General features: G+C 63.1%; 15 protein-coding genes. 3 read left to right on the top strand and 12 right to left on the bottom strand.

Features of this window, described 5'->3' with window-relative positions:
• The first annotated feature begins 118 nt into the window (after positions 1–118).
• A complete protein-coding gene (locus FJV43_RS19380) occupies positions 119–1,498 on the top strand; it encodes a sigma 54-interacting transcriptional regulator (protein WP_239619997.1) in 1,380 nt (459 codons plus the stop codon).
• A gap of 261 nt (positions 1,499–1,759) precedes the next feature.
• On the opposite strand, the gene FJV43_RS19375 is transcribed toward FJV43_RS19380, so the two are convergent.
• The 10 genes from FJV43_RS19375 to FJV43_RS19330 form a co-directional block, all read right to left on the bottom strand.
• Positions 1,760–3,007, bottom strand: a complete 1,248-nt coding sequence (locus tag FJV43_RS19375; RefSeq protein WP_239619995.1) for a hypothetical protein — start codon at positions 3,005–3,007, stop codon at positions 1,760–1,762.
• Between the two features lie 26 nt (positions 3,008–3,033).
• Positions 3,034–4,287 (bottom strand): hypothetical protein, encoded by a 1,254-nt coding sequence (locus FJV43_RS19370; RefSeq protein WP_239619994.1) that lies wholly within the window; start codon positions 4,285–4,287, stop codon positions 3,034–3,036.
• Positions 4,288–4,356: 69 nt separating this feature from the next.
• Entirely contained in the window at positions 4,357–6,360 is a 2,004-nt protein-coding gene (locus tag FJV43_RS19365) for a hypothetical protein (protein ID WP_239619992.1), read from the bottom strand.
• Between the two features lie 19 nt (positions 6,361–6,379).
• The gene (locus tag FJV43_RS19360) at positions 6,380–7,678 is read right to left on the bottom strand and encodes a hypothetical protein (RefSeq protein ID WP_239619991.1); all 1,299 of its coding nucleotides are present in this window, start codon (positions 7,676–7,678) and stop codon (positions 6,380–6,382) included.
• Positions 7,679–7,689: 11 nt separating this feature from the next.
• Positions 7,690–8,964: a hypothetical protein gene (locus FJV43_RS19355; RefSeq protein ID WP_239619989.1), complete on the bottom strand. Its 1,275-nt coding sequence runs from the start codon at positions 8,962–8,964 to the stop codon at positions 7,690–7,692.
• 438 nt (positions 8,965–9,402) lie between these two features.
• A complete protein-coding gene (locus tag FJV43_RS19350; protein ID WP_239619987.1) occupies positions 9,403–11,922 on the bottom strand; it encodes an arylsulfatase in 2,520 nt (839 codons plus the stop codon).
• Positions 11,923–11,978: 56 nt separating this feature from the next.
• The gene (locus FJV43_RS19345; RefSeq protein ID WP_239619986.1) at positions 11,979–12,233 is read right to left on the bottom strand and encodes a hypothetical protein; all 255 of its coding nucleotides are present in this window, start codon (positions 12,231–12,233) and stop codon (positions 11,979–11,981) included.
• Between the two features lie 42 nt (positions 12,234–12,275).
• Positions 12,276–13,016: an outer membrane beta-barrel protein gene (locus FJV43_RS19340; RefSeq protein WP_239619984.1), complete on the bottom strand. Its 741-nt coding sequence runs from the start codon at positions 13,014–13,016 to the stop codon at positions 12,276–12,278.
• Between the two features lie 152 nt (positions 13,017–13,168).
• Entirely contained in the window at positions 13,169–13,522 is a 354-nt protein-coding gene (locus FJV43_RS19335) for a hypothetical protein (RefSeq protein ID WP_239619983.1), read from the bottom strand.
• 41 nt (positions 13,523–13,563) lie between these two features.
• Complete coding sequence (locus tag FJV43_RS19330; protein WP_239629506.1) at positions 13,564–16,002, bottom strand: arylsulfatase; 2,439 nt, start codon at positions 16,000–16,002, stop codon at positions 13,564–13,566.
• Positions 16,003–16,187: 185 nt separating this feature from the next.
• Here FJV43_RS19330 and FJV43_RS19325 point away from each other — a divergent pair, with 185 nt between their 5' ends.
• Both FJV43_RS19325 and FJV43_RS19320 read left to right on the top strand, forming a co-directional pair.
• Positions 16,188–16,412 carry a hypothetical protein gene (locus FJV43_RS19325; RefSeq protein WP_239619981.1) on the top strand — a complete coding sequence of 75 codons (225 nt, stop codon included), beginning with the start codon at positions 16,188–16,190 and terminating at the stop codon, positions 16,410–16,412.
• Positions 16,413–16,552: 140 nt separating this feature from the next.
• Positions 16,553–18,904, top strand: a complete 2,352-nt coding sequence (locus FJV43_RS19320) for a tetratricopeptide repeat protein (RefSeq protein ID WP_239619979.1) — start codon at positions 16,553–16,555, stop codon at positions 18,902–18,904.
• A gap of 749 nt (positions 18,905–19,653) precedes the next feature.
• On the opposite strand, the gene FJV43_RS19315 is transcribed toward FJV43_RS19320, so the two are convergent.
• Both FJV43_RS19315 and FJV43_RS19310 read right to left on the bottom strand, forming a co-directional pair.
• Positions 19,654–20,877 (bottom strand): hypothetical protein, encoded by a 1,224-nt coding sequence (locus FJV43_RS19315; RefSeq protein WP_239619978.1) that lies wholly within the window; start codon positions 20,875–20,877, stop codon positions 19,654–19,656.
• Positions 20,852–21,568, bottom strand: coding sequence for an RNA polymerase sigma factor (locus tag FJV43_RS19310; protein WP_239619976.1), 717 nt, complete (start codon positions 21,566–21,568; stop codon positions 20,852–20,854). Before FJV43_RS19310 ends, FJV43_RS19315 begins: the two co-directional genes overlap by 26 nt.
• Positions 21,569–21,581 lie beyond the last annotated feature (13 nt).

Here is a 21,581-nt window from a genome sequence, read left to right as displayed (position 1 = left end):
GCCCGGCTCGCAAGCGCTTAGTGCCGGGAATTCCGGCACGGCACTGATGATCACGTAATAGCCGTTCGCACCTGAGGGCAGGATCGCGAGGTCCTGTATTTCCTGTCCGGAGCAGGCCATGCATCGTGAGCCGTGGTTGCATGTATGGGACAAGAACGAGTCCTGCGACCGAAAGACATTGCTCGAGTCGCTTGCCGGCGCGGGCATTCGCCCACGCCCCTTCGATTCCAGTGCGGAGGGCGACGGAATTCTGTGTATCGCGCGGTTGAACGAGGACATCTGTGAATTCGTACGCGAGCACACGCGCAATCACGGGCGGGTCCTGGTGCTGGAGACCGCTGGCACGGCCGCAGACGGTGCGCAGGCCTGGCAGCTGTTGCACGCCGGCGCATCGGACCTGCTGACATGGTCGTCGGCACCCGGCGTCGCCGAACGCATCAAGGCGCGGTTCGCGCGCTGGCAGGCCGTCGACGCGCTCATGCAATCCGCAGCGGTCATGGACCGGCTGGTCGGCGTGACCGCAGCGTGGCGCGCGACGCTGCGCCAAGTGATCGAGATTGCCCGCTTCACGTCCGCCTTTGTCCTGCTGACCGGCGAGAGCGGCACCGGCAAGGAGTTGCTGGCGCGTCTCGTCCATCAGCTGGATTCGAACGCGGCCGAAAGCGAGCTTGTCGTCGTCGACTGCACGACGATCGTGCCGGAACTATCCGGCAGTGAGTTCTTCGGACACGAACGCGGCGCCTTCACCGGAGCCGTGGCGATGCGCGACGGCGCTTTCGCGGCGGCCGACGGCGGTGTGCTGTTTCTCGACGAGGTTGGCGAACTCCCAATGCCGCTGCAGGCGCAGCTGCTGCGCGTCATCCAGGAGGGCACCTACAAGCGCGTCGGCGGCAACGTCTGGCGGCATGCCGCGTTTCGCCTCGTCAGTGCAACCAACAAGAACCTGATCGACGCGATCGCGGACGGCTGTTTCCGCAACGACCTGTACTATCGCATCGCCAGCTGGGTGGTCCGGGTACCCAGCCTGCAGGAACGACGCGAGGACATCCTGCCGCTGGCGCGGCATTTTCTGCGCGTGTTCCGCCCCGACATTCCGGACCTCGACTTCGAGCCCGCGGTGCGCAGTTTGCTGCTCGCGCGGGTATATCCGGGCAACGTTCGGGATTTGCGACATCTTGTGGCGCGCATCGCGAGCCGCCATGTCGGACCGGGCCCGATCACCGTCGGCGATGTGCCCGTCGACGAATATCCCGCGGTCGGCGCCGGAGATGGCCAGTGGCTCAACGCGGATTTCGAGCAGGCGATCCGCCATGCGGTCGACATTGGAGCCGGATTGAAGGAAATCAGCCAGGCCGCCGCCGAAACCGCCATACGCATCGCCATCGACAGCGAGGACGGGAGCCTGCAGCTCGCCGCGCAGCGCCTGGGCGTGACGGACCGTGCGCTGCAGATGCGACGCGCCGCGCGGCGCGCTCACAACGGCAATTCGGGCACTTAAAGCGTGATGGGATGAAGCTTGATTGCGACAGCGACGGAGGTGCACTCCCTCTCCCGCTTGCGGGAGAGGTGAACGACCCGCGGTGATCGATTCAACCTAAAGCCATTCCGCTTTGGTCGAGAGGATCGGTCGAAGCGTTTTACCGTGGCGCGATGACCGCCGGGAATCCGGCTTCGAATTCGAACGTGTCCGGCGGGATCCCGAAGTCGCTTGCCACAGTCGCTCCCTCGTTTCTCCGCGCGATCGTTTCGATGAGCATCGTCATTTGAAGCAAGGGTAGAGGCTGAGAGGATTGATCTGCTGCTTTGCCACCCAGTCTCTCAACCGCCGCACACGCTGCGACACTGCGCTTTGTCGCAGCTCGAACATCTGATTGATCATGCGTATGCCGCCACGGATATTCTCCTCGAGGATGGTCATGTCGCGCCAGATCTCCTTGTCTGTCTTTTTCGGACCTGGTTTGGCGAGGTGGGGGGCCTGGCCCCAGGCCCGAACGGACGGGATCAGGAACTCGATCGCGTCGCTGAATTCCGGTTCTGTCATGTCAACGTACCGGTCGTACCGGTCCACCGCGTCAGCCGTCAGATACCGCATGTCGTTTCCGGGCCGTGCAATCTGGTCAACAAGACACAGGATTCGCCGTCGCTTCGCCTCGTTGATGGGCATGCCGAATTGGTCCCACTTGCCGGTACGGCCAAACAGCTCGCGAGCTCTCAGGATGACCCGCCCGATATATTCGGGGTCTTCCTCGATGTTGGGCGTGGGGGCCGGGAAGCGCGCTCTGACAGGCTCCTGAGCAAATGAAATTTCGCGCCTACTCTCGATGAGCACGCCACGGTTTTGCGCGCGTCCTTGCACCGTGCTGTTGTCGGCAATGTAAGTACCGGGCGATGCCGCGGCAACTCGGACCTTCCCGCCCAGGTACCTCCAGTCGGAGCCGGCAAGCTGCTGGAGCAATTGCGCCATCTGTCGAGCGCGGCCGAGGCGAAGGGCACGATTGTCTTTCTCCCGGCCGACGCAATCGCTGTATCCGGTGATTGAGATGGTGGTGCTGGGATTGGCGCGAGCGACCTGGATGATCTCGCTGAGCCAGCTCCTCAGCGCGGCTTCTCTTCTCAGGGACGCCTTCGGAGTGGGCTGATCGACGCCGAAGTCCATGACCAGCAAGCCGCCGCTGCCGGGCCTGGTGACGTCGGATGGCAGATGCCCCTGCGCGGTTCGGGACCTCTCCACCTCGCCCCGCTGATACGGAGGACACACTGCCCGGGGCGTCGGCGCTTCATATTCATCGAAGGCGCCTTCGGACTCGGCCCATCCGTTCTCGTACTCGTCAAACTCCGGCTCGAATTCGAACGCCTCGGGTTCGATATAGAACTCCTCGGGCGTCGCCCGGCCTTGCGCCGGCCACAGGTTGTGGGTGCGGAACGGCGAAGGACGCTCGAATCCGTCGCGCGGCGCAGGCGCGACGGATTCGAACGGCTTCCGGGAGATATTGAATGGGCTCGTCATGTCACCCTCCCGTTGTCGTCAGTATGCTACTGGCCTGATCGCCGGCCACGACCGGGCGCGGCCCCGGTGACGCGAATGATCTCCGACTTCATGATCAGCACCCCGCGGTTCTGCGCGCGCCCGGCAACCGTACCGTTGTCGGCGATGAATTCGTCGCTCGGTGCCGCCCAGGCGTCGAGCCTCGAACTGAGGAACGCGCGGTCAGGACCCGCGAGCCGCAGCAGCAATTCTTTCACGCGTTCGGCCCGGCCGCGGCGCAGGAAGCTGTTGTTGTTCTCACGCCCCACGCAATCGCTGAAGCCAATGACCGAGAGCCCGACCGCGGGATTGGCGCGCATCTCGGCGATTGCGCTCGCAAGCCAGGCCTGCAGCGTGGCGTCATGGGCGAGGCTCGGCTTGGTATGGCGCCAATCGACGCCGAAGTCTGCGACCAGCGCCTGGCTTGGCTGCGGGAAGACATCGGCAGGAAGGTGACCCGCCTCGGTCCTCGACTTCGCGACCTCGCCGGGGGCGTAGGCTGGACACCGACCCGTGAGCCGTTTCGGCGTGTACCAGCCCTGTTCGTATTCGTCCTCGAACTCGTCCTGTTCGCCCTCGTAGCCGTATTCCGACTCGAACTCGAAGGCCTCCGGCTCGATAAAGAACTCGCCTGACTGGCCGGTGGGCGGCGGCGCTGGAGGCTCGGCCGGCTCCGGACTTGGCGGCTCGGCGACAGGCGGCGGCGCCATCTGCACCATCGGCGCAACAACCGGAGGCGGTGGCGGCGGCTCGACATAAGCCGGCTCGGGATATTGCGGTTCGTCGTAAGGCTGCGGGTACCGCATCTGGCCGTATGGCCAGCCGCCGCCATACCAGCGACGCCAGCGGCGCCAGCGCGGGGCTATGCCGGCCGTATAAGGCTGCTGCCAGTAGCCATAACGTACCGGTTGCTGCATCCCGTAAGCCTGCGATCCATAGACCGGCCGCGCCGGCCACCACCGACGGGCTCCAAGGGGACGCGAACCATAGACAGTCGAACGATAGGGACGCGCCGCGTAGTAGCGCGAAACCCGGCCGGACGGCGAGTAGCGGAATGACGGTGCGCTGACGCGTGATGCGTATGGCCGTTGCGGGTAAGCGCGCGGCGGCAGACGCGGCAACCGACGCCGGTGATCGCGGATCTCCGCTTCGCCGAATTCGGCTTCATCGGACTCCGCTTCGCCGAATTCTGCCTCGCCAAATTCGTCCATCTCGGAATTGAACTCGAAATCGCTGCGTTCGCTCTCGAATGCCCTGTTCATGATGTCCTCGCTGACAGTTTGGTTGCGCGGCCGGAGACGAGATCTCAGTGACGCTGCCGCGGCGGCCCTTCACCGGGACCGCTGCATCGCCAACCGGTTCTGAAGGTGGATCGCCGGCATGGTGTGGTCGACCATCTCGGCATTGGTGAGATCCATGCCGGTGACGGCACGGTAGGCGTGCAGGTATCCCTGGACCTCGGGTCGCCAGGAGCGGGCCCAGTTCTTCGCCGCCTCCTCGTTGTTGACGTCGATCCAGTCGCCGTAGCGGATCGTCAGCAGGATCTGCTCGCCATAGACACCGAGGTCGCGGAAGTAGGTGACCGGAATGTCGGTCCATCCCTGCAGCGCCTTCATGGTGTCGACCGTCGCCATCCACGGCTCCTTGTAGGGCACCATGCGGCGACCCTGCAGGAAGTCGCGCATCTCCGGCCGCGACAGCAGCCATTGCTGCATCAGCATCTCGGCGCGAGCCGTCCACGGCAGATCGCCGAACTGGTTGTTCGCGCCTTCGGCCAGCAGGATGTGCACCTCCTGCAGCGCGTTGAGCAGCGCGAAGCCGTCGGCGATCACCGTTGTGTCGTTGTCCTCCTTGTAGAAGATCGAGCAGCGGTGCAGCAGATGGTGGAATGCCTCGAGGAATTTCGACCGGCTGTCCGCCGAACGCAGCGGCGGCACCGCCTTGCCGTAGAGCTGCAGGCCATACTGATGGTCGTATTCATAGGCGCGGCGCTTCACGGAGAGCAGGTTCGGCTCGTCCTGAATGTAGCCCCACAACAGGTTGCCGAGCGGACGCAGCGGATCGATCTCGAGATGGGCGAGCGGATCGCGGTCTCCCCGCGCCCGCACGTTCTGGAAGCGCCGCGCGATGGCGCCGATGCTCTGCACCAGCATGCCTTCCTCGTGCCAGTACGACCAGATCAGCTCGAGCAGGCACGGCACCTGGATCCGCGAGCTGAGCACGCCATAGCAGTGCAGGCTGGCGATCTCCTTTTCGCCCTGGAAAGCGCTATCGAGCACACGCTTGATGTAAGGCAGCTGTCCGTGCGGGATGTAGGCGCAGAGCCGCGCGCGCAGATCCTCCAGCGTCACCTGCTCGCCGAAGCGCAGCGACTCGTCGTCCGGATCGAGATTTTTGATCTCCGCATGACAGCCGCCGCATTCGAGCAGCAGGAACACCTGCGTAGCGGTCTTCAAGAGCTCGTAGGCTCCGACGCCGTAGCTGAACGGCTGCAGATCGCGCGCGTCGCGCACCAGCCGGCTCGCGAGCATCGAACCGCGGCCGAGGAGGTCGGTCTTCTGCTTACAGAGCACGCCTTCGATGAACTCGGCATAACGAGCGCCGCTGATCTGCCCGGTGCAACTGCGGATCAGCGACCAGAATGCCTGGTCACGGGTGCGTAGTGCGGCCGGACGTTGCAGTGACACCCGCAACGTGTCGCCGCGGCCGAGCGGCTGCGCCCTGACGCGTCCCGTGTCGCTAAGGACTACAGGATCGTGCCCGCGCATTACGGCGGCTCCCCGCTCGTCCACCAGCAGGGCACTGACGGTGTGCGTCCCGGCAAACATCCCGCTCGTATCCCAGGAGGCAGTTACCGATTTGGCTTCGACCTTGACGTTACGGATCGCCCCCTTGTTGCCGGTGTCGAAACGCCAATGCAGCTTGGCGCTCTCTACCGATGGACCTCCCACTGTGAGCTTGATTGGTTCGCCCTCTTCAACTCCCTTGTCGTCGTCGTCGACGTGGAAATCCCACACCGGCATGTCCTCGGGCTGTTTGGCGGTGCGCACGGTGTGTATCCACGTCTCACCGATCTCATGGCCGGCCACGGCGACCGTCGCGCGGTGCACCCGTGTCGTTATATTTTCCGGCGGCGTCCATCGTGCCATTCGCGGATTGTGTGCATCGAGGTCGATATCCACGCCGTCGATTGCGAACACCAGCGGGCCGTGCTCCGTCGTGATCCTCTCCAGCTCCAGATCCGAGAGATTGACCGTGAGGGTCACGGTGTCACTATTCCGCAGAACCAGGTTGATATTGGCTTCGAGCTCTACCGTCTGAATCTTCTTGATCATCTGATCCTCCTTTGAGCCTTCATGCAGCGCGGGCGCGCGCAACCGGCGCGGCCGCACAGATTTCCGACATGTCCAACGTGGCGCGCAGCGCCCAGAAGGTGAGCAGCTTGCAGAGCAAGAGGCTCTCGTCCTCGGGACCGAGCTTGCCGTCCGAGCGCGCCTGTCCCATCACGGCGAAGACCAGCGTCGGCTTCGCGCGATACATTTCCGACGGCCGCGCCTGCCAGGACTGGAACAGCGCAGCGAGCCGCGCGGGCTGCCGCGCGCCGGTGTCCATCACTTCGGCGAGCGACCGGCCGCGCAACGCCGGCGGCCGGTGGTTGATCAGCGCGGCCGCGAAAGCGGGCATGGTCGCCTGCAACTCCTGCAGCAGCGCCTGTATCTCCGCCGCCACGCCGTCCGCCGGGTAGAACGACTCCCATGTCGCGCTCAGCCGCTGCCATTGCGGGTGCGGATAGAGCGCATCTCCGATCGCCGCGCTGAGCTTGACGCGGATCCACGGCATCGGATGCGGGTCATCGGCGTTGAGGCGGAACACGAAGGCGCGCGGCAGGCTGACGACACCGATGAGCCCGAGGGTGGACGCGATTCCGACCCGCGCGACCGACCAGAAATCGGCGACGATCTCGGAGATCCAGCGTTCCCACAACTGCCAGGCGCGGCGGGCGGCTCCGGCCCCATGCTGCAGCCGCCACAGCGCCGGCCGGAGCGAATTGACCAGGTCCAGCAAGGCCGCCGCCTGATGCCCGACCTCATGCACCAGCGACGACGCGATGCTGGTGCCGACCATGCGCTCGCGCGGAACGCGGATGATGGCCACCGGACTCTCGCCGCCGCCGGGCATGCGCGTGCGCGCGCGCCGTATCGCTGCGCCGATGTCGCGATCGAGATAGCAGATGACCGGCGGCGGATCGTAATAGCCGGGCAGCGCGAGGGCCTCGGCCGCGACCACGTCGAGCCCGGACAGCCAGACGCCCGACTCGTTCTCGCTACGCTGCGTGATCACGTCTGCGAAGGTGTCGAACTGGGTCAGCACCGCGTTGAACTTGAGGCGCAGCACCGCGAAACGGCGCTGCGCCTCCTCGGCGCTGACCTCGTCACCCGCCGCGTTCAGCCAGGCCAGGTAGCGGCCGACCATGAGCCTCAGCTCGCGGCGGCCGGCGAGCAGGAAGCGGTCGATCGCGACCTCCGCGGCCGGGAGCAACGCGGCGGCGGGCAGCATCGGCTCCTGCAGCGCAAACGGCTTGACCAGCGCCAGCCGCGCCAGCAGGGCGCGCGTCTCGTGCAGCAGCATCGATTTTGCGAAGGAGCCGATCACAATACCCTGCCCTAAACGCCGTAAAGCACGATCTTGTTGCCGCGACGCCGCCAGCGGCCGCGCTGGCCGCAGCGACATGGTCCCAGGTCGGGAGCGGGCGGCCGCAGCAACGCCGGAGCCAGCGCATTCGCCGCCTGGGCAATACCGGCTTGCGCCGCCTCCATCGCCTCGACATGCGGCCCCGCCGCGACCGTGTTCCTGACGGCGTCGGCGCCGACACGCACGAACTGCCGCGCGCCGGCGAATTCGCGATCCTCCTGTTCGAAACTTTCCGCTTCCATCTCGTTGCCCGCCATCGACGCGAGGCCGTTGCCGATCTGCGCACCGAGCGGCCCACCGACGAACGTGCCGAGCGCACCCGCGGCGTGCGGCAGGATCTGCCGCACCGCGCCTTTCAGGATCCCGCCGATCGCCTGGCCGGACGGGGAGCTCACGAAGCTGCCGAGCGCACGCCCGGCCTTGCGGATCAGGTCGCCGAGAAACTGATCGAGCTCCTCCTCGCTGTTGACTTCCATCAGTTGCGCGGCGAGCTCCATCTCCTCGGCCTCGCTGAAGACGGTTTCGCCGAGCCATTCGAGCTGCCCGGCTTCGTAGTTCTCCAACTCGGGATCGGTTTCGAGCTGAATGCGGCCAATGTTGTGCATGCTGTCCTCCGCAGATCGGATGTGGATGGGTCCGCCCGAACGGTCGCGCTGCGACTGCCGCCGACGTTTGCGGCCGCGCGGGATAATCCCGTAGCGCCACAATCCAGGCGCGTTGCGCCGCGCCGCAGCCGCGATTGCGAGTCGAGCTGTTGTCGCCGGGTCCTGCGATCGCGGTGCCACGATCGCGTCGCCCACCGCCTCGCTGGCGAAGCGCACGAAGCGTCTTGCCGCTGCAAGCTCGCGGTCCTCCGGGCCCAGTCCCTCGAGCTCGAGGCCGAATGCTCGCCCAGCCATGGAGGCCAGTCCGCTGCCTATCGAAGCGCCGAGCGGTCCGCCCGCGAAAGTCCCAAGCGTGCCGCCTGCGAGCGGCAACGCCGTTTTGATCGCACTTTTCAGTCCGGAGCCGATCGCCTTGCCGAGCGGCGAGTGCACGATCGAGCCGGCCGCGCGGCCGACCTTGCGAATGAGATCGCCGAGAAACTGGTCGAGCTCCAGCTCGTTGCTGACCGCCAGCAATTCACTGGCGAGATCGAGCTCAGTGGATTCGTCGATGATCTCGCGGCGATCCGAATCCGCCAGCCCCGACGCCTCGGCCTCGAAAGTTTCCCATTCGGGACTGTATTCGGTTAGTGGGCTGGGCATTCCGAATTCCCGAGGCCAGGCCATCGCAACCGCGCGACGCTCATCGTCCCTCTCCACTTCGCAAGGCGTGTGCCAGCCGCACGGTCATTGAAAATACGAAGGAAATCCCGTGATGGCCCTCACCCGCGGGGAAGATGGATTCGCCGTAGCGGGGGGCGCTGGCGAAATCGCCTTCGGGCTGTCCCGGCGACGCGGAGCTGCAGACATGCGCTGCGAGATAGGTATCTGGAAGGGCACCCGGCCTACCGCGAGCGACGATGGGACGATGCACTCGCGAGGCCTGGTGCCTCACTGGAGGTGATGCCTGGCGACGGACCGTCGATCGCGATACTTCAACGCATCGAAAGCATCAGAGCGAACCCGCCGCCTCGGGATTGGGACGGCTCGTGGCACATCGAGAAACAGCTGACGGAGCACGTCCCTCATGATGCGGCCAAATCAGTCCGCCTTGGCTTTCTCGGTCATTGCTGCCTCGAGTTTCTTGATGTCTGCAGGTGACAGTTGTGGACGGTCGACCTTGATCGTCAACTTGTTGAGCTTGGCGGTCAGCGGGAAAGGCGGCTTGTAGTCGGCATCGTTCACGCCGGTCAGCGTATCCGAGCCGATATCGAAGCTCTCGTCCCATTGCAGGATCATCGGCAGCGTCTTCGGCATGCGCTTCGAATCGACTTCCTTGCCGTCGACCTTGAGCGTACCGGTGCCGGGTTGGGCGAGGCCGCTGAAGTTGTTATACGCAAGCGTTCCGACGCCAGTACCTTCGTACTTGAAGTCGAATTCGACCGTATGCCGTCCGGGCGGAAGCGCCTCAGCCCCCGCCCACTTGATACGTTCGAGATCGATCATGTTCCAAAGAAACACCGGCTTGCCTTGCAGGAGATAGAAGCCGTAGCCGGAAAAGCGTCCTCCCGACGTCAGGATCATGCCCTCCGCCCCACCGGTCGGAACGTCGATGTCGGCGATGATCGCATAAGAGGTGTTAAGCAGCAGCGGCGAGTCGCCTTGCGGCAATCCCGTCATCGGCCGGGTGTAGACGAACTCGGAACGACCGGCCGTAATGTTCGGGCGCGGCGCGACGATTCGCGCGGCGACCGAGGCGTCCATTGGGAAGACCTGATACTTCTTGGCCTCGGCGATGAATTTCTGCTTCATCTCCTTGACCTTCTGCGGATTCTTCGCGGCAAGATCCTCGGTCTGGCTGAAGTCCTGGCTCAAGTTGAACAGCTGAAGTGTCTGGTTGTTCAGCGGGTCGGAATTGGCGGGGCCGAAAGCCTCCCAAGGCGCGCGATTGACTTTGGTGCTCAGGAACCACCCGTCGTCATACAGGGCCCACTGGCCCATCATCTCGAAGTACTGCGTCTTGTGCCGCGACGCGGCCTTCGCGTTCGCCGCCTCGAACGTGTAGGCGAAGCTCGTGCCCTCGATCGGCGCCTGCTTGATGCCGTCGACGATCTCGGGAGCGCGGATGCCCGCGGCCTCGAGGATCGTTGGCACCACGTCGATCACGTGAACGAACTGTTCGCGCAGCCCGCCCTTGTCCTTGATGCGAGCCGGCCATGACACAACCATGTTCTGGTTGGTGCCGCCGAGTTGCGAGGCGTTCTGCTTGAACCAGGAGAACGGCGCATCGAAAGCCCACGACCAGCCGGCCGACATGTGGTTGTAGGTGTGTTCGGTACCCCACACGTCGTAATACTTGGCCAATTGGACATCGACGGGCACCGGCACGCCGTTGAAGAAGGCCACCTCGTTGGGCGTACCGATCGGGCCGCCTTCGGCACTCGTGCCGTTGTCGCCATTGATGTAGATGATCAGAGTGTTGTCGAGCCTGCCAAGATCCTCAAAAGCCTGAATGACGCGCCCGATCTCGTGATCGCTGTAGGCCTCATAGGCGGCGAATACCTCCGCCTGACGAATATAGAGCTTCTTTTCGTCGGCTGTCAGCTGGTCCCACTCCTTCAGGATATCCTTTGGCCAGGGTGACAGTTTGGTCTCCTTCGGAATCACGCCCAGCTGCTTTTGGTTCTCGAAGATCCGATCGCGCACCTTATTCCAGCCTTCGTCGAACAGATGCAGCTTGCTGATCTTGTCGACCCATTCCTTGGTCGGATGATGCGGCGCGTGCGTGGCACCGGGCGCGTATTTGATGAAGACCGGCTTCGACGGATCGGTCTGATGGACCCGCGTCATCCAGTCAATGGCATCGTCCGCCATCGCGGTAACCAGATTCCAGGTCCCCGACTCCTTGCCCAGGAACGGGTAGATCTGCGTCGTGTTGCGGAAGAGATTCGGCTCCCACTGGTTAGCATCGCCGCCAACGAAGCCGTAAAAGTATTCAAATCCCATGCCGGTCGGCCACTGATCGAACGGACCAACCTGGCTGGCTGCGAAGGCCGGCGTGTTGTGATCCTTGCCGAACCACGACGTCGAGTAACCGTTGTCGAGCAACATGCGCCCGATCGTGGACTTGTCTTTGGAGATGATGCTGTTGTAGCCGGGAAAGCCGGTCGACTGCTCCGAGATCACACCGAACCCGACCGAGTGATGGTTGCGTCCCGTGATCAGCGCTGCGCGTGTCGGAGAACACAGCGCGGTGGAAAAGACCCGGTTGTACCGAAGGCCGCTGTTGGCGATGCGATCCATGGTCGGGGTCGGTATGACACCTCCGAACGTACTGGGCACGCCAAAGCCGGCGTCATCGGTAATGATCAACAGTACGTTGGGCGCGCCCTTCGGCGGCACGATGCGCGGCGCCCACCAGGGCGTCGACTGCAGCGCTCCATCCTTGATGACGCCGCCGAATTTCGCGTCTGGCGGCGGCAGTTGCTTGCCGCCGATCGTCGAGGTTGCACCGGGCGCACCGAGAGTACCATTGACCTGCTGGCCGGCTGCCGGAAGGGGCACCAGCAACGACAGGCTCAATACGCCCGCAGCGGCGAGAACTGATCGATACAGTTTCATGATTGCTCTCCCGGTACAATCGAACACGATCCGATGCCGCGCCGATGTTGGTCGCCTCAGCGCCTGCCCGCTCGGTTGACGGGGCCACCGCGGTTCATGGGCGTGCCCGGGACTCCAACGCCGGGAGTCGCCACGGCGCGCGCGACCGGTCGCGGCCGAAGCACGACACCGGCCCTTGCAACGCAGCCGACGGGATATGCGACATACTGACAGTACACCACGGCACTGGCCGGTTCCGTGCCTGCGGCTACGAAACCAGACGCCAACCCAACCATCAGTAGACCCGAGAATACGATTGATCGCTTCATCATGACGTGCTCCGTTCGATATCCAAAGAGAATGCGCGTTCGCGGTCAGACGAATTCGTCGATACCGGTTCGCATGCTAGAATTGCCGGTACGAACCGTATTCAGATGGTCCGTATTGGCACCGCCTCCGACAGTGGCGATGTAGAGATATTCGAGTTTTGCGGACCAGTTTTGAGTGAACGCCCACTCGGCGCCGAGACCGACCGCCAGTCCCGGCCGCCACGCCGAAGCAGAACAGTTCGTGAGCACGCCGGCCGTTCCGCATGCAGAGCCGGCGATCGAGGTGCCGTCGGCGCTGGATTTGACGAACGCCGCGCCGCCGGTGGCGTAGAACAGCCAGTTGTTCATGGCGACGCCTGCGCGCAGCCTTGCTGTTCCTACGGCGCTGATTTTTGATGCGATGTTGAGCGTGATGGCTTGGGGAACGCCTGCGATGGTCGGAGTGGAGACGCCATTGCCCTTGATGTTTGCCCAATCAAGATCACCTTCGACGCCCAGCACGACGATGCCCTGCTGAATTTGCGCGCCCATCGTGCCGCCGAACATTCCGCCGCTGATATTGAAGCTTGTGCGATCGAACCTGTTGGAAACGAGCGTCAAGGGATCCTGCGAGCCCCAGCCGTATCCGCCGTTCACCCCCACATAAAGACCGGTCCAATTGTAGACTTGCGCGACGGCAGGCGCGGGAACGTAGGCTTTGGTCGGCATGTCGGCCGCATTTGCCGAAACCGCGGCGGTCGAGAGCATCAACGCGGCTGCCCCCAAATGTCTGATGCTGAAATCCATGGCGTATCCCCTTTGAATAATTTGCATCGAAAGGCTGGGTCCGGGTCGCGGTGCGAACCTTGATCTGCATCAAGTCGAAGAAGATCACCGCAGGCCCCAAAGACAATTGGCTCGATGGCGCGCCAAATGCGGTACACATTCGTAAGGGGTGCTTACCGACCGGAAGGACCGAGCAGAGCAGCTTCGCGAGCAAGCAACAAGGTCAGCAGCAAATGAAGCGTGACCGCCGGCCACAGCAACACGCCGACTAATCCATCCGCGAAGCCGACGTAGCCGAGATAGAGCGTGACCAACGCGCTGTAGCTCAACATCCCGACAAGCGGCGGCCCCGGCCAGCATGCGATGCCGAGAGCAATCAAGGCAATCCCGACGACGCGCGCGACCGGTACTGCGATGCCTGTCAGCCGCTCACCCAGCAACAGCTGGCCGACCAGCGCAGGGGCAACGAGCAGAGCCAACCCGGTGGCAGCTTCGGCAACAGCGGCGAACGTCAGAGCATTCTTCATCGTTCCGCCTGCTGTTGCGAAGCAACCAACCACCGGTGCCGCTATGGCTTTGCGCTTGCCTCTTGCTCCGGCGTGAAAGGTTCAAGCTTGAAGGTCAGCTTGTCGATCTCGCCGGTGAACTTGAACGGCGGGTCGTAGCGGTATTCGACCATCGCGACCCCGGAGCGGGTATCCAGGCCGACATCGAAGGTTTCATCCTCGGGGAAGGTGACGGGAATGGTGTTCTTCATGGATTGTCTTGCCACTTCCTTTCCGTCCACGGACAACACGCCGGTACCGCCCTTGCCCAGACCCGGACCATCGGACTTGAAGTCAAAGATGATGGTGTGCTTGCCGGCGCTCAACTCCGGCCCTTCCCACATGGTTCGCTTGAGGTCGAGCAGGTTGTAGAGAAACACCACCTTGCCGCGGCCAACGCCGGCTTCGCCCTTGCTCACGAACAGGCCATAGCCGCCGAAGCGCCCGCCTTCGGTAACGATCATGCCTTCGGCGCCGCCGTCCGGGATCGTGACCTCAGCAGTGATGGCGTAGGACTTGCCCAGGATGCTTGGAGCTGCACTGGCCGGAACGCCCGACAGCTCACCCCTGTAGGAGAAGACCGTTCGTCCCGCCGTGAGGTTCGGGCGCGGCGCATTCCACCTGGCGAGGGTGGAATTGTCGAGAGGCAGCACGTTGTACTTCTTTGCCTCGGAGTAAAACAGGTCCTGCATCTGCTTGAGCTTGTCCGGCATCTTGGCGGCGAGATCGTCGAACTGGGTCGGGTCCTCCTGGACGTTGTAAAGTTCCCACTTGTAGCCGGTGATGACATCCGGAGGCACGGCCGAGCTGAGCGCCCAGGGAAGTGTCGCCGGTGTCGTGGCCGCCACCCATCCGTCCTGGTAGATCGCGCGATTGCCGAGCATCTCGAAGTACTGCGTCGTATGTTGACTCGGCGCCTTCGCATTCGCCTTGTCCCAAGTGTACTTCATGCTGACCCCCTCGACGGGGATTTGCTTGATGCCGTTGATCATGTCTGGTTGCGGAATGCCCGTGGCCTCGAGGATCGTCGGCACGATGTCTATGACGTGGTGAAACTGGCTGCGGATGCCGCCCGGATCGTTGATGTGGCCGGGCCAGGACATGACCATGCCCTGCGCCGTGCCGCCGAAATGCGACGGCACCTGCTTTACCCACTTGAACGGAGTGCCCATCGCCCACGCCCACGGCGCCGCAAAGTGCGGGAATGTCTTGTCCGATCCCCAGAACTCGTACCAGAGAAGCTGGTCCTTGACCGGTACCGCGACGCCGTTGAACGTGGTGAATTCATTCGGCGTGCCGTTGATCATGCCTTCGGCACTCGCGCCATTGTCGCCCCCGATATAGATGATCATGGTGTTGTTGAGTTCGCCGAGATCCTCGACGGCCTGGATGACCCGGCCGATTTCGTTGTCGGCATAGGCGAGATATGCGCCATAGACGTCCGCTTGCTTGATGAAGAGCTTCCTCTCCTCGAAACTGAGAGAATCCCACTGCGGCAATTCTTTCGGCCACGGCGTCAGCTTGGCGTTTTCGGGCATGATGCCCAATCGCTTCTGGTTGGCGAAGATGGTTTCACGCACCTTGTTCCATCCGTCATCGAACAAGTGCATGTCGCTGATCTTCTTTATCCACTCCGGCGTCGGATGATGCGGCGCGTGGGTCGCACCCGGCACGTAATAGACGAAGAACGGCTGGTCGGGCGCGAGCGCCTTGAGCTGCTTCATGTGCTGGATGGCATCGTCCGCCATCGCCGTTTCCAAATTCCACTTCGGATTGCCCTCGAAAGGATAGATGGCCGTCGTGTTGCGGAACAGGTTCGGCTGCCACTGGCTGGCGTCGCCACCGACGAAGCCATAGAAATAGTCGAAACCCATTCCGGTCGGCCATTGATTGAACGGCCCGGCTTGGCTCGACTGGTACGATGGCGTGTTGTGGTCCTTGCCGAACCACGACGTTGCATATCCATTCGCCTTCAGGACCGTGCCGATCGTTCCTTTCTCGATCGGAATGATCGAGTTGTAACCCGGGAAACCAGTAGCTACTTCGCCGACGACTCCGAAGCCGACCGAGTGATGGTTGCGCCCTGTGATCAGCGCCGCCCGCGTCGGTGAACACAACGATGTTGAGTGGAAATTCGTGAAGCGCAGCCCAGCTTTCGCGATGCGATCCATCGCAGGCGTGGGTATCACGCCACCGAATGTGCTTGGCGCACCGAAGCCCTGATCATCCGTCATGATAAGCAGCACGTTGGGCGCGCCTTTCGGCGGCACAACACGCGGGGCCCACCACGGCTTCGACTCCGACGCCTTTTCATTGATTACGCCGCCGAACTTCGGATCAGGTGGCGGAATTTGCTTGCCGTCAATTGTGGCGGTGGCGCCGGCCGAACCAAGCGTGCCGGTGATCTGCTGAGCCGATGCCGAAACGTAATTCAGGGCGAGAAAACATGCACCCACGAACATACTGCAAATGGATCTCATGGCGAACTCCCGGTGGGATGGTACGCACGGCAAACTGCGAGCCTGTCAGCGGGACCAAGCCTTCCCTTGATCCAGGTCAACGTTGTCCCGACGGAAAGACTCAACTTGTTGCGGCGCTGAAGTCAGGTGGTTCATTCGACGAGAGGCAGTTCGCAGGGAGCTTCAGTATGAAGGTCGCGCTGTTTTCGATGGCACTGCCCGGAAGCCAACTTGTGATCCCCGTCAGCGGCCGCGTGCCCGAGTTCAATGTCGTAGCGGCATGCAAGGCGACGGTGGCAACCGACAGGGCGATGGGGCTGGACCTGCCCCAGAGCTCTGACGATTGCATATGCGACGAGAAGGCTCCGCGCCAGCAACTCGGCACAGTCGCGATCGCACCATCGCGGTCCTAGCGCTGGGGGTGTCGTTGGCACGCAAGCGACGGAGATCCTCCACCAAATCGGGATTGCGAAAGGATCCCATCGGGGAAGAGCCGGCTGTCGCCGAAGCACCGACGTCAACAGGATCAGGAGCCGTTCTGCGCGCGATGCGAATGGCCCGGACGGCTTTCGGGTTCGTGCTGGTTTTGGTCTCCGCTTTGGGACTTGCCCTGTGGTTTCTCGGCAGCAGAGGGGCAGTTTCGGACTCGCAAGACGATTCAGGCGCAAGCTTCGTCGGTAGCGAAGTTTGCACCGGCTGTCATCGTACCGAAGCCAAGCTCTGGAACGCCTCGCAGCACAAGGTTGCGATGCAGCACGCCACCGAGAAGACTGTGCTTGGCAACTTCAACGACGCCGGCTTCGACCATTATGGCGTGTACTCCCGCTTCTTCCGCAAGGACAGCAAGTTTCTGGTCGAGACCGACGGACCGGATGGTCAGCTCGCCGTCTACGAGGTGAAATACACCTTCGGCGTAGAGCCGTTGCAACAATACCTGGTGGAGTTCTCCGACGGCCGCATTCAGGCGCTTTCGATTGCCTGGGACAGTCGCCCGCAAGACAAAGGCGGCCAGCGCTGGTTTCACATCTATCCCAATGAGCAGATCAAGCACGACGATGTCCTGCACTGGACCGGGCTGAACCAGAATTGGAACTTCATGTGCGCGGAGTGCCACTCCACGGGCGTACGCAAGAACTACGACGCCAAGACAGACCGCTTCGCGACTGGCTGGTCAGAGATCAGCGTCGGCTGCGAAGCCTGTCACGGCCAGGGTTCGCGTCATGCCGCCTGGGCGCGCGAGCAACAAAGCTGGTGGCCCTTCGGCAAGCGCGAGGACCCAAGCAAGGGGCTGCTCACGCTGCTCGACGAGCGCCAAGGCGTCACCTGGCCGATCGATCCGCAAACAGGGATCGGCAGGCGCAGCGTCGCGCCTGCCACGCTTCGCAAGGAGGTCGAGACCTGCGGGTTGTGCCATGCGCGGCGGGCCTCCTTCCACGAGGACTGGCTGCCAGGACAGTGGCTGTCTCAGACGCACGTGGTCGAGCCGCTCGCGCGCACGACCTATCATTCCGATGGCCAGATCCGTGACGAGGAAGAGCCGTATAACTATACGCCATTCAAGCAAGGCAAGATGTTTGCCGCCGGCGTCACCTGCAGCGACTGCCACGAGCCGCACAGCGCGAAGCTTCGAGCATCCGGCGAAGGCGTCTGCCTGCAATGCCATGCGCCGGAGAAATACGCCAACGTCGAGCATCATCACCACGGCAGCGTCAAGCCGCAGCCAACCTGCACCTCGTGCCACATGCAGACGCGCACCTACATGGTCGTCGACCCCCGCCATGACCACACCTTCCGTGTTCCGCGCCCCGATCTTTCCCTCACATTGGGTACGCCGAACGCCTGCAACGATTGCCACCGCGACAAACCCGCAGAGTGGACGGCCGCTGCCGTCGAACGGTGGTTCGGTCCCGGCAGAAAGGGTTTTCAGACCTTTGGGCCCGCCTTCCACGCAGCACGGACCGACCAGGTCGATGCCGCCGCCCTTCTCGGCATCATCGCCGCGGGCAAGAATGTACCAGCCGTCGCACGCGCCAGCGCACTCAGCGAACTCGCCTCACGCGTTTCGCCGGCGAACATCAATGCTGCGCGAAGCGGGCTGTCCGATTCCGACCCGATGGTTCGGATCGGAGCCCTCGACGTGCTGGCAAACCTCCCGGCCGCCCAGATCTGGCCGCTGGCATCCCCTCTGCTGGCCGATCCCGTGCGCGGCGTCCGGATCAGAACGGCCTCGCTGCTCGCCGCCATCCCGGCCGCGAGACAGCCCCAGGCGGATCGCGCGCGCTTCGATCAGGCGGCAGCGGAATTCGTCGATGCGCAACGCGCCAACGCGGAAAGGCCCGAGGCGCGGACGACGCTTGCAAACTTCCTGGCCCAGCGCGGACAGTTGGCCGAATCCGAGTCGGAATACAAGGCGGCGTTGCGGCTGAGCCCGCAATACACGGTCGCTGCCGTCAACCTCGCCGATCTCTATCGGCAGCTCGGCAGGGATAAGGACGGTGAAGATGCGTTGCGTACAGTGATCGCGACATCGCCACGCGACGCCGCGCTCCGCCATGCGCTCGGGCTAACATTGACACGGCTGAAGCGACCGGACGAAGCCATCGTCGAATTCCAGAAAGCAATCGAACTGGAGCCGGACAGTCCGCAATACGCCTATGTCTACGCGGTCGCGCTCCATTCAAGTGGCCATGCTGACGAAGCTGTGACGGTCCTGAAGCAAGCCCTGGCAAGCCATCCCAACGATCGCAGCATCCTGTCCGCGCTCATTGCGTTCAGCCGAACGAATGGCGATACGGAAGCCGCGCTAACCTATGCACAGCGCCTCGCCGCCATCGGGCCGGACGACCCCAACCTCACAAAACTGATTTACGAGCTTAGGCAAGGGGCCAATCCAGCCCGACGATAGCTTCCGAAGCGTACGGAATCCTGTCAGCAGCAACCACATATGCGAAATAGGAGGTTTCTTGGGGCTACACTCAAGGGCTCCACCAGGACCCCGCCGGGTATGCAAAAGTCTCTGTTTTACGGGGCGTTCTCGAGGCCGTTCTAATATGGCGGAGAGGGAGGGATTCTCTGCCAGAGCCCAAGAGGGCTCGAAAACCGCAGTGAAATCAGCGTTTCCAGACAACCTCGGTGGGTTGTGTGTACCGCGAGCATGTACCGGATCAGATGGCCCAGCTCAAGCGGATTCGCGCGAATGGTAAACGGTTTCCCACCGCCTTGTCGCTCTCATAGCGGTCCTGGGCGGTATCAGGAGGTTTGGCCCGTGTCCATCCATGCGCGGGGTCATGGCGGCGTTCATGCCACACGCAAATACGTCGCGGAGAGGCTCGCCCGAGCTGCTGGCCATGGAATGACTCACCTCGGAGAGCTAACTAGATGCAAGAGGAGGAGGATTTTCGGCCCGATCGCAGGCAGCCGGGGACGGCACGGCCTTTTCCGCCTTGGCGCCTTCGTGGCGGCCCGGGGCAGCCTGCGATTGGGTCGAGCGCGCATCAAATATCTGGTTGTCCCGTCTTTCGGACGCAAGTGGTCGAAACTGATGCGGGCCGGGACATTCCTATCTGCAGCACTTATGCATGCCAATGCGGGCGACGGGTTGCAGTTCGGCTTGCAATCCGATGTCACGGTGGAGGCGGCCCGAAGGCCGCCTTTTCAGTATCGCAGCAAGGCTTGTAACGGAGCCTTTTCAGAAAGGGCTGAACGGCACGTCGGTTCGCGGACGAAGGCGATCTGTGCTCTGCGCTCAAGCGCCTGCTGGAGCGCCGCCTCAACGAGGTCATCGATCGCCTCGAGATCGGCCTCGCCGCAAACCGGACACTTCGATAGCCGCGCGTCTTCGAACAAACTCCCGCAGTGCCCGCATTGGGCGCCAGCAGCAGCGTAGCTGTCGTCAACGACCAAGGTGAGGACTCGTCCCTCGCTCAGACAGTCTAAGGTCTCCTGTGTTCCCGTTGAGACCGCAACTGGATTCGCCTCGCGCAATCGGTCGATAAGCTCGCGCTCCTCTCGAGCTTTGAGCTGATCTTGTTTTGCGGCGGCCGCAACACCGATTTCGGCAGACGACGCGTGTACGCTGACCTCGCACGTCGCAAGGCGGGAGAGAGAATCCTTGGACAGATGATCGCGAAAAGCCGCGCTCATGTCGGGAGGCGCGCAGAGCAGGATGTGGGTTGTTTCGAACTCTCGGCCGATGATCTCAGTCATCGAGGCCAAGGCCTTCGCCTCGTCCTTCATGAGTTGAGTCGCCAGCGCTTCGCGGCGGTCGCGCGGGACACGATCCGTCAGCATGCCCCGAATGCGCTGGCCCTTGACGCGGTAGATCTCTTCGATGGTGCCGAGATGGCTGACGAAAAAGCGGCTCTGCTCCCGCGACAGCAGCGCAAGTAGCATTCGGTCGCTGCGGCCCCAGGTGCGCAATAGAGGTCGCAGGTAAGGCCGGGGTCCAATCCGGATATTGTCCGGCAGCGGAATCGGCAGGGCGATCTGCCGCCAGATCCCACGTTCGCGGCAAGCGAAGAATGCAGCGCCACGGCCAAGTTCGGGCAATTGTTGATCCAACGCGCCCCGGATATCCTCGATGTCCGCATTGACGCTGGCCCGAATGGCCTGATCAGCCGTCTGCGAGATGCGATGGCTGAGGGCTGACAGGGCAGACCGCCAGCCACCTCCCACGCGCCGTTCCGGGGTCAGCTGTAGATAGAGGCTGACGACGGGAGGGCCGGCCGTGTCGAGTGCAGCGAGAGCGCGGAAATGTTCGGGGGAGAGCAATCGATAGGAGTGCTCTTGCATCCGCGTGCGAACGTTCTGGACGATCCGGTCCCGCAACTCCGGAGTGAGTGCATGATGGGCGTCAATGGCGAGGCTGAGAGCCTTCATTTGCAGTCCTCCTCATCAGTTCAGCCAAGCGGGCTTGCCCCTCTCGCCAGAGCTGCGACAGGCTTTCCCGCGAAATTCGCAAGCCAATTGCAATTTCGGTAAAGCTGAGGCGGTGGACATGACGCATCACCAGCACCTGGCGAGCGATGGGCGACAGACCCGGAATGTTCCGGTCGAATACTCCCGTGGGGGGCTCGAGATCGGACTCAGCACGCAAAATGTCCTCCCAGCGCACCACCTCGTCCGGTTGAAACCATTCATAGAAGCCTTCGTCATCGTCGTAGATCGGCGGCTCCGGCGCACGCGACTCCAGCGAAACGGAAATGAGACGCCGTAGCAATTGCTCCTGCCGGACGATGCGCATCAGCACGCGGAACTGGAGCCCGAGCAGCCATGCACGAAGCCCGAGGGCTTGCGGACGGGTTCGGCGGTCTCGCCATGCCCGCAGCAGGGTCTCGCCAACCAATTCCTCCGCAGACAAATCGCCCTCGAGTAGACCGCCGAGGGCGACGTGATATCGGATGTCCCGCTCAGCTGCAGCGAATAGCTCGTCCAGGTGAGCGCTGACCACAACCTGGAACGCGTCCCGATCGCCGTCCAGGCAACGCGCCCATGCCGCGCTATTGTCCAACGTGCTAGACGCAGGGCCGAAAGTACCGGCGTCCGAGACATCGATGGGTGTCATGGTCATGTCCCGTATTGGG

The sequence above is a fragment of the Bradyrhizobium sp. I71 genome, assembly GCF_022354745.1.
Lineage (GTDB): Bacteria > Pseudomonadota > Alphaproteobacteria > Rhizobiales > Xanthobacteraceae > Bradyrhizobium > Bradyrhizobium liaoningense.
The sequence above is the reverse complement of the archived record's forward strand: the minus strand, read 5'-3'. Positions and strand labels throughout refer to the sequence as shown.

What these genes read in the sequence shown, in the direction of transcription:
- FJV43_RS19380 (WP_239619997.1), top strand. Translation starts at nt 119, where the DNA reads ATGCATCGTGAGCCGTGGTTGCATGTATGGGACAAGAACGAGTCCTGC.
- FJV43_RS19375 (WP_239619995.1), bottom strand. Translation starts at nt 3,007, where the DNA reads ATGACGAGCCCATTCAATATCTCCCGGAAGCCGTTCGAATCCGTCGCG.
- FJV43_RS19370 (WP_239619994.1), bottom strand. Translation starts at nt 4,287, where the DNA reads ATGAACAGGGCATTCGAGAGCGAACGCAGCGATTTCGAGTTCAATTCC.
- FJV43_RS19365 (WP_239619992.1), bottom strand. Translation starts at nt 6,360, where the DNA reads ATGATCAAGAAGATTCAGACGGTAGAGCTCGAAGCCAATATCAACCTG.
- FJV43_RS19355 (WP_239619989.1), bottom strand. Translation starts at nt 8,964, where the DNA reads ATGCCCAGCCCACTAACCGAATACAGTCCCGAATGGGAAACTTTCGAG.
- FJV43_RS19350 (WP_239619987.1), bottom strand. Translation starts at nt 11,922, where the DNA reads ATGAAACTGTATCGATCAGTTCTCGCCGCTGCGGGCGTATTGAGCCTG.
- FJV43_RS19345 (WP_239619986.1), bottom strand. Translation starts at nt 12,233, where the DNA reads ATGATGAAGCGATCAATCGTATTCTCGGGTCTACTGATGGTTGGGTTG.
- FJV43_RS19340 (WP_239619984.1), bottom strand. Translation starts at nt 13,016, where the DNA reads ATGGATTTCAGCATCAGACATTTGGGGGCAGCCGCGTTGATGCTCTCG.
- FJV43_RS19335 (WP_239619983.1), bottom strand. Translation starts at nt 13,522, where the DNA reads ATGAAGAATGCTCTGACGTTCGCCGCTGTTGCCGAAGCTGCCACCGGG.
- FJV43_RS19330 (WP_239629506.1), bottom strand. Translation starts at nt 16,002, where the DNA reads ATGTTCGTGGGTGCATGTTTTCTCGCCCTGAATTACGTTTCGGCATCG.
- FJV43_RS19325 (WP_239619981.1), top strand. Translation starts at nt 16,188, where the DNA reads ATGAAGGTCGCGCTGTTTTCGATGGCACTGCCCGGAAGCCAACTTGTG.
- FJV43_RS19320 (WP_239619979.1), top strand. Translation starts at nt 16,553, where the DNA reads ATGGCCCGGACGGCTTTCGGGTTCGTGCTGGTTTTGGTCTCCGCTTTG.
- FJV43_RS19315 (WP_239619978.1), bottom strand. Translation starts at nt 20,877, where the DNA reads ATGAAGGCTCTCAGCCTCGCCATTGACGCCCATCATGCACTCACTCCG.
- FJV43_RS19310 (WP_239619976.1), bottom strand. Translation starts at nt 21,568, where the DNA reads ATGACCATGACACCCATCGATGTCTCGGACGCCGGTACTTTCGGCCCT.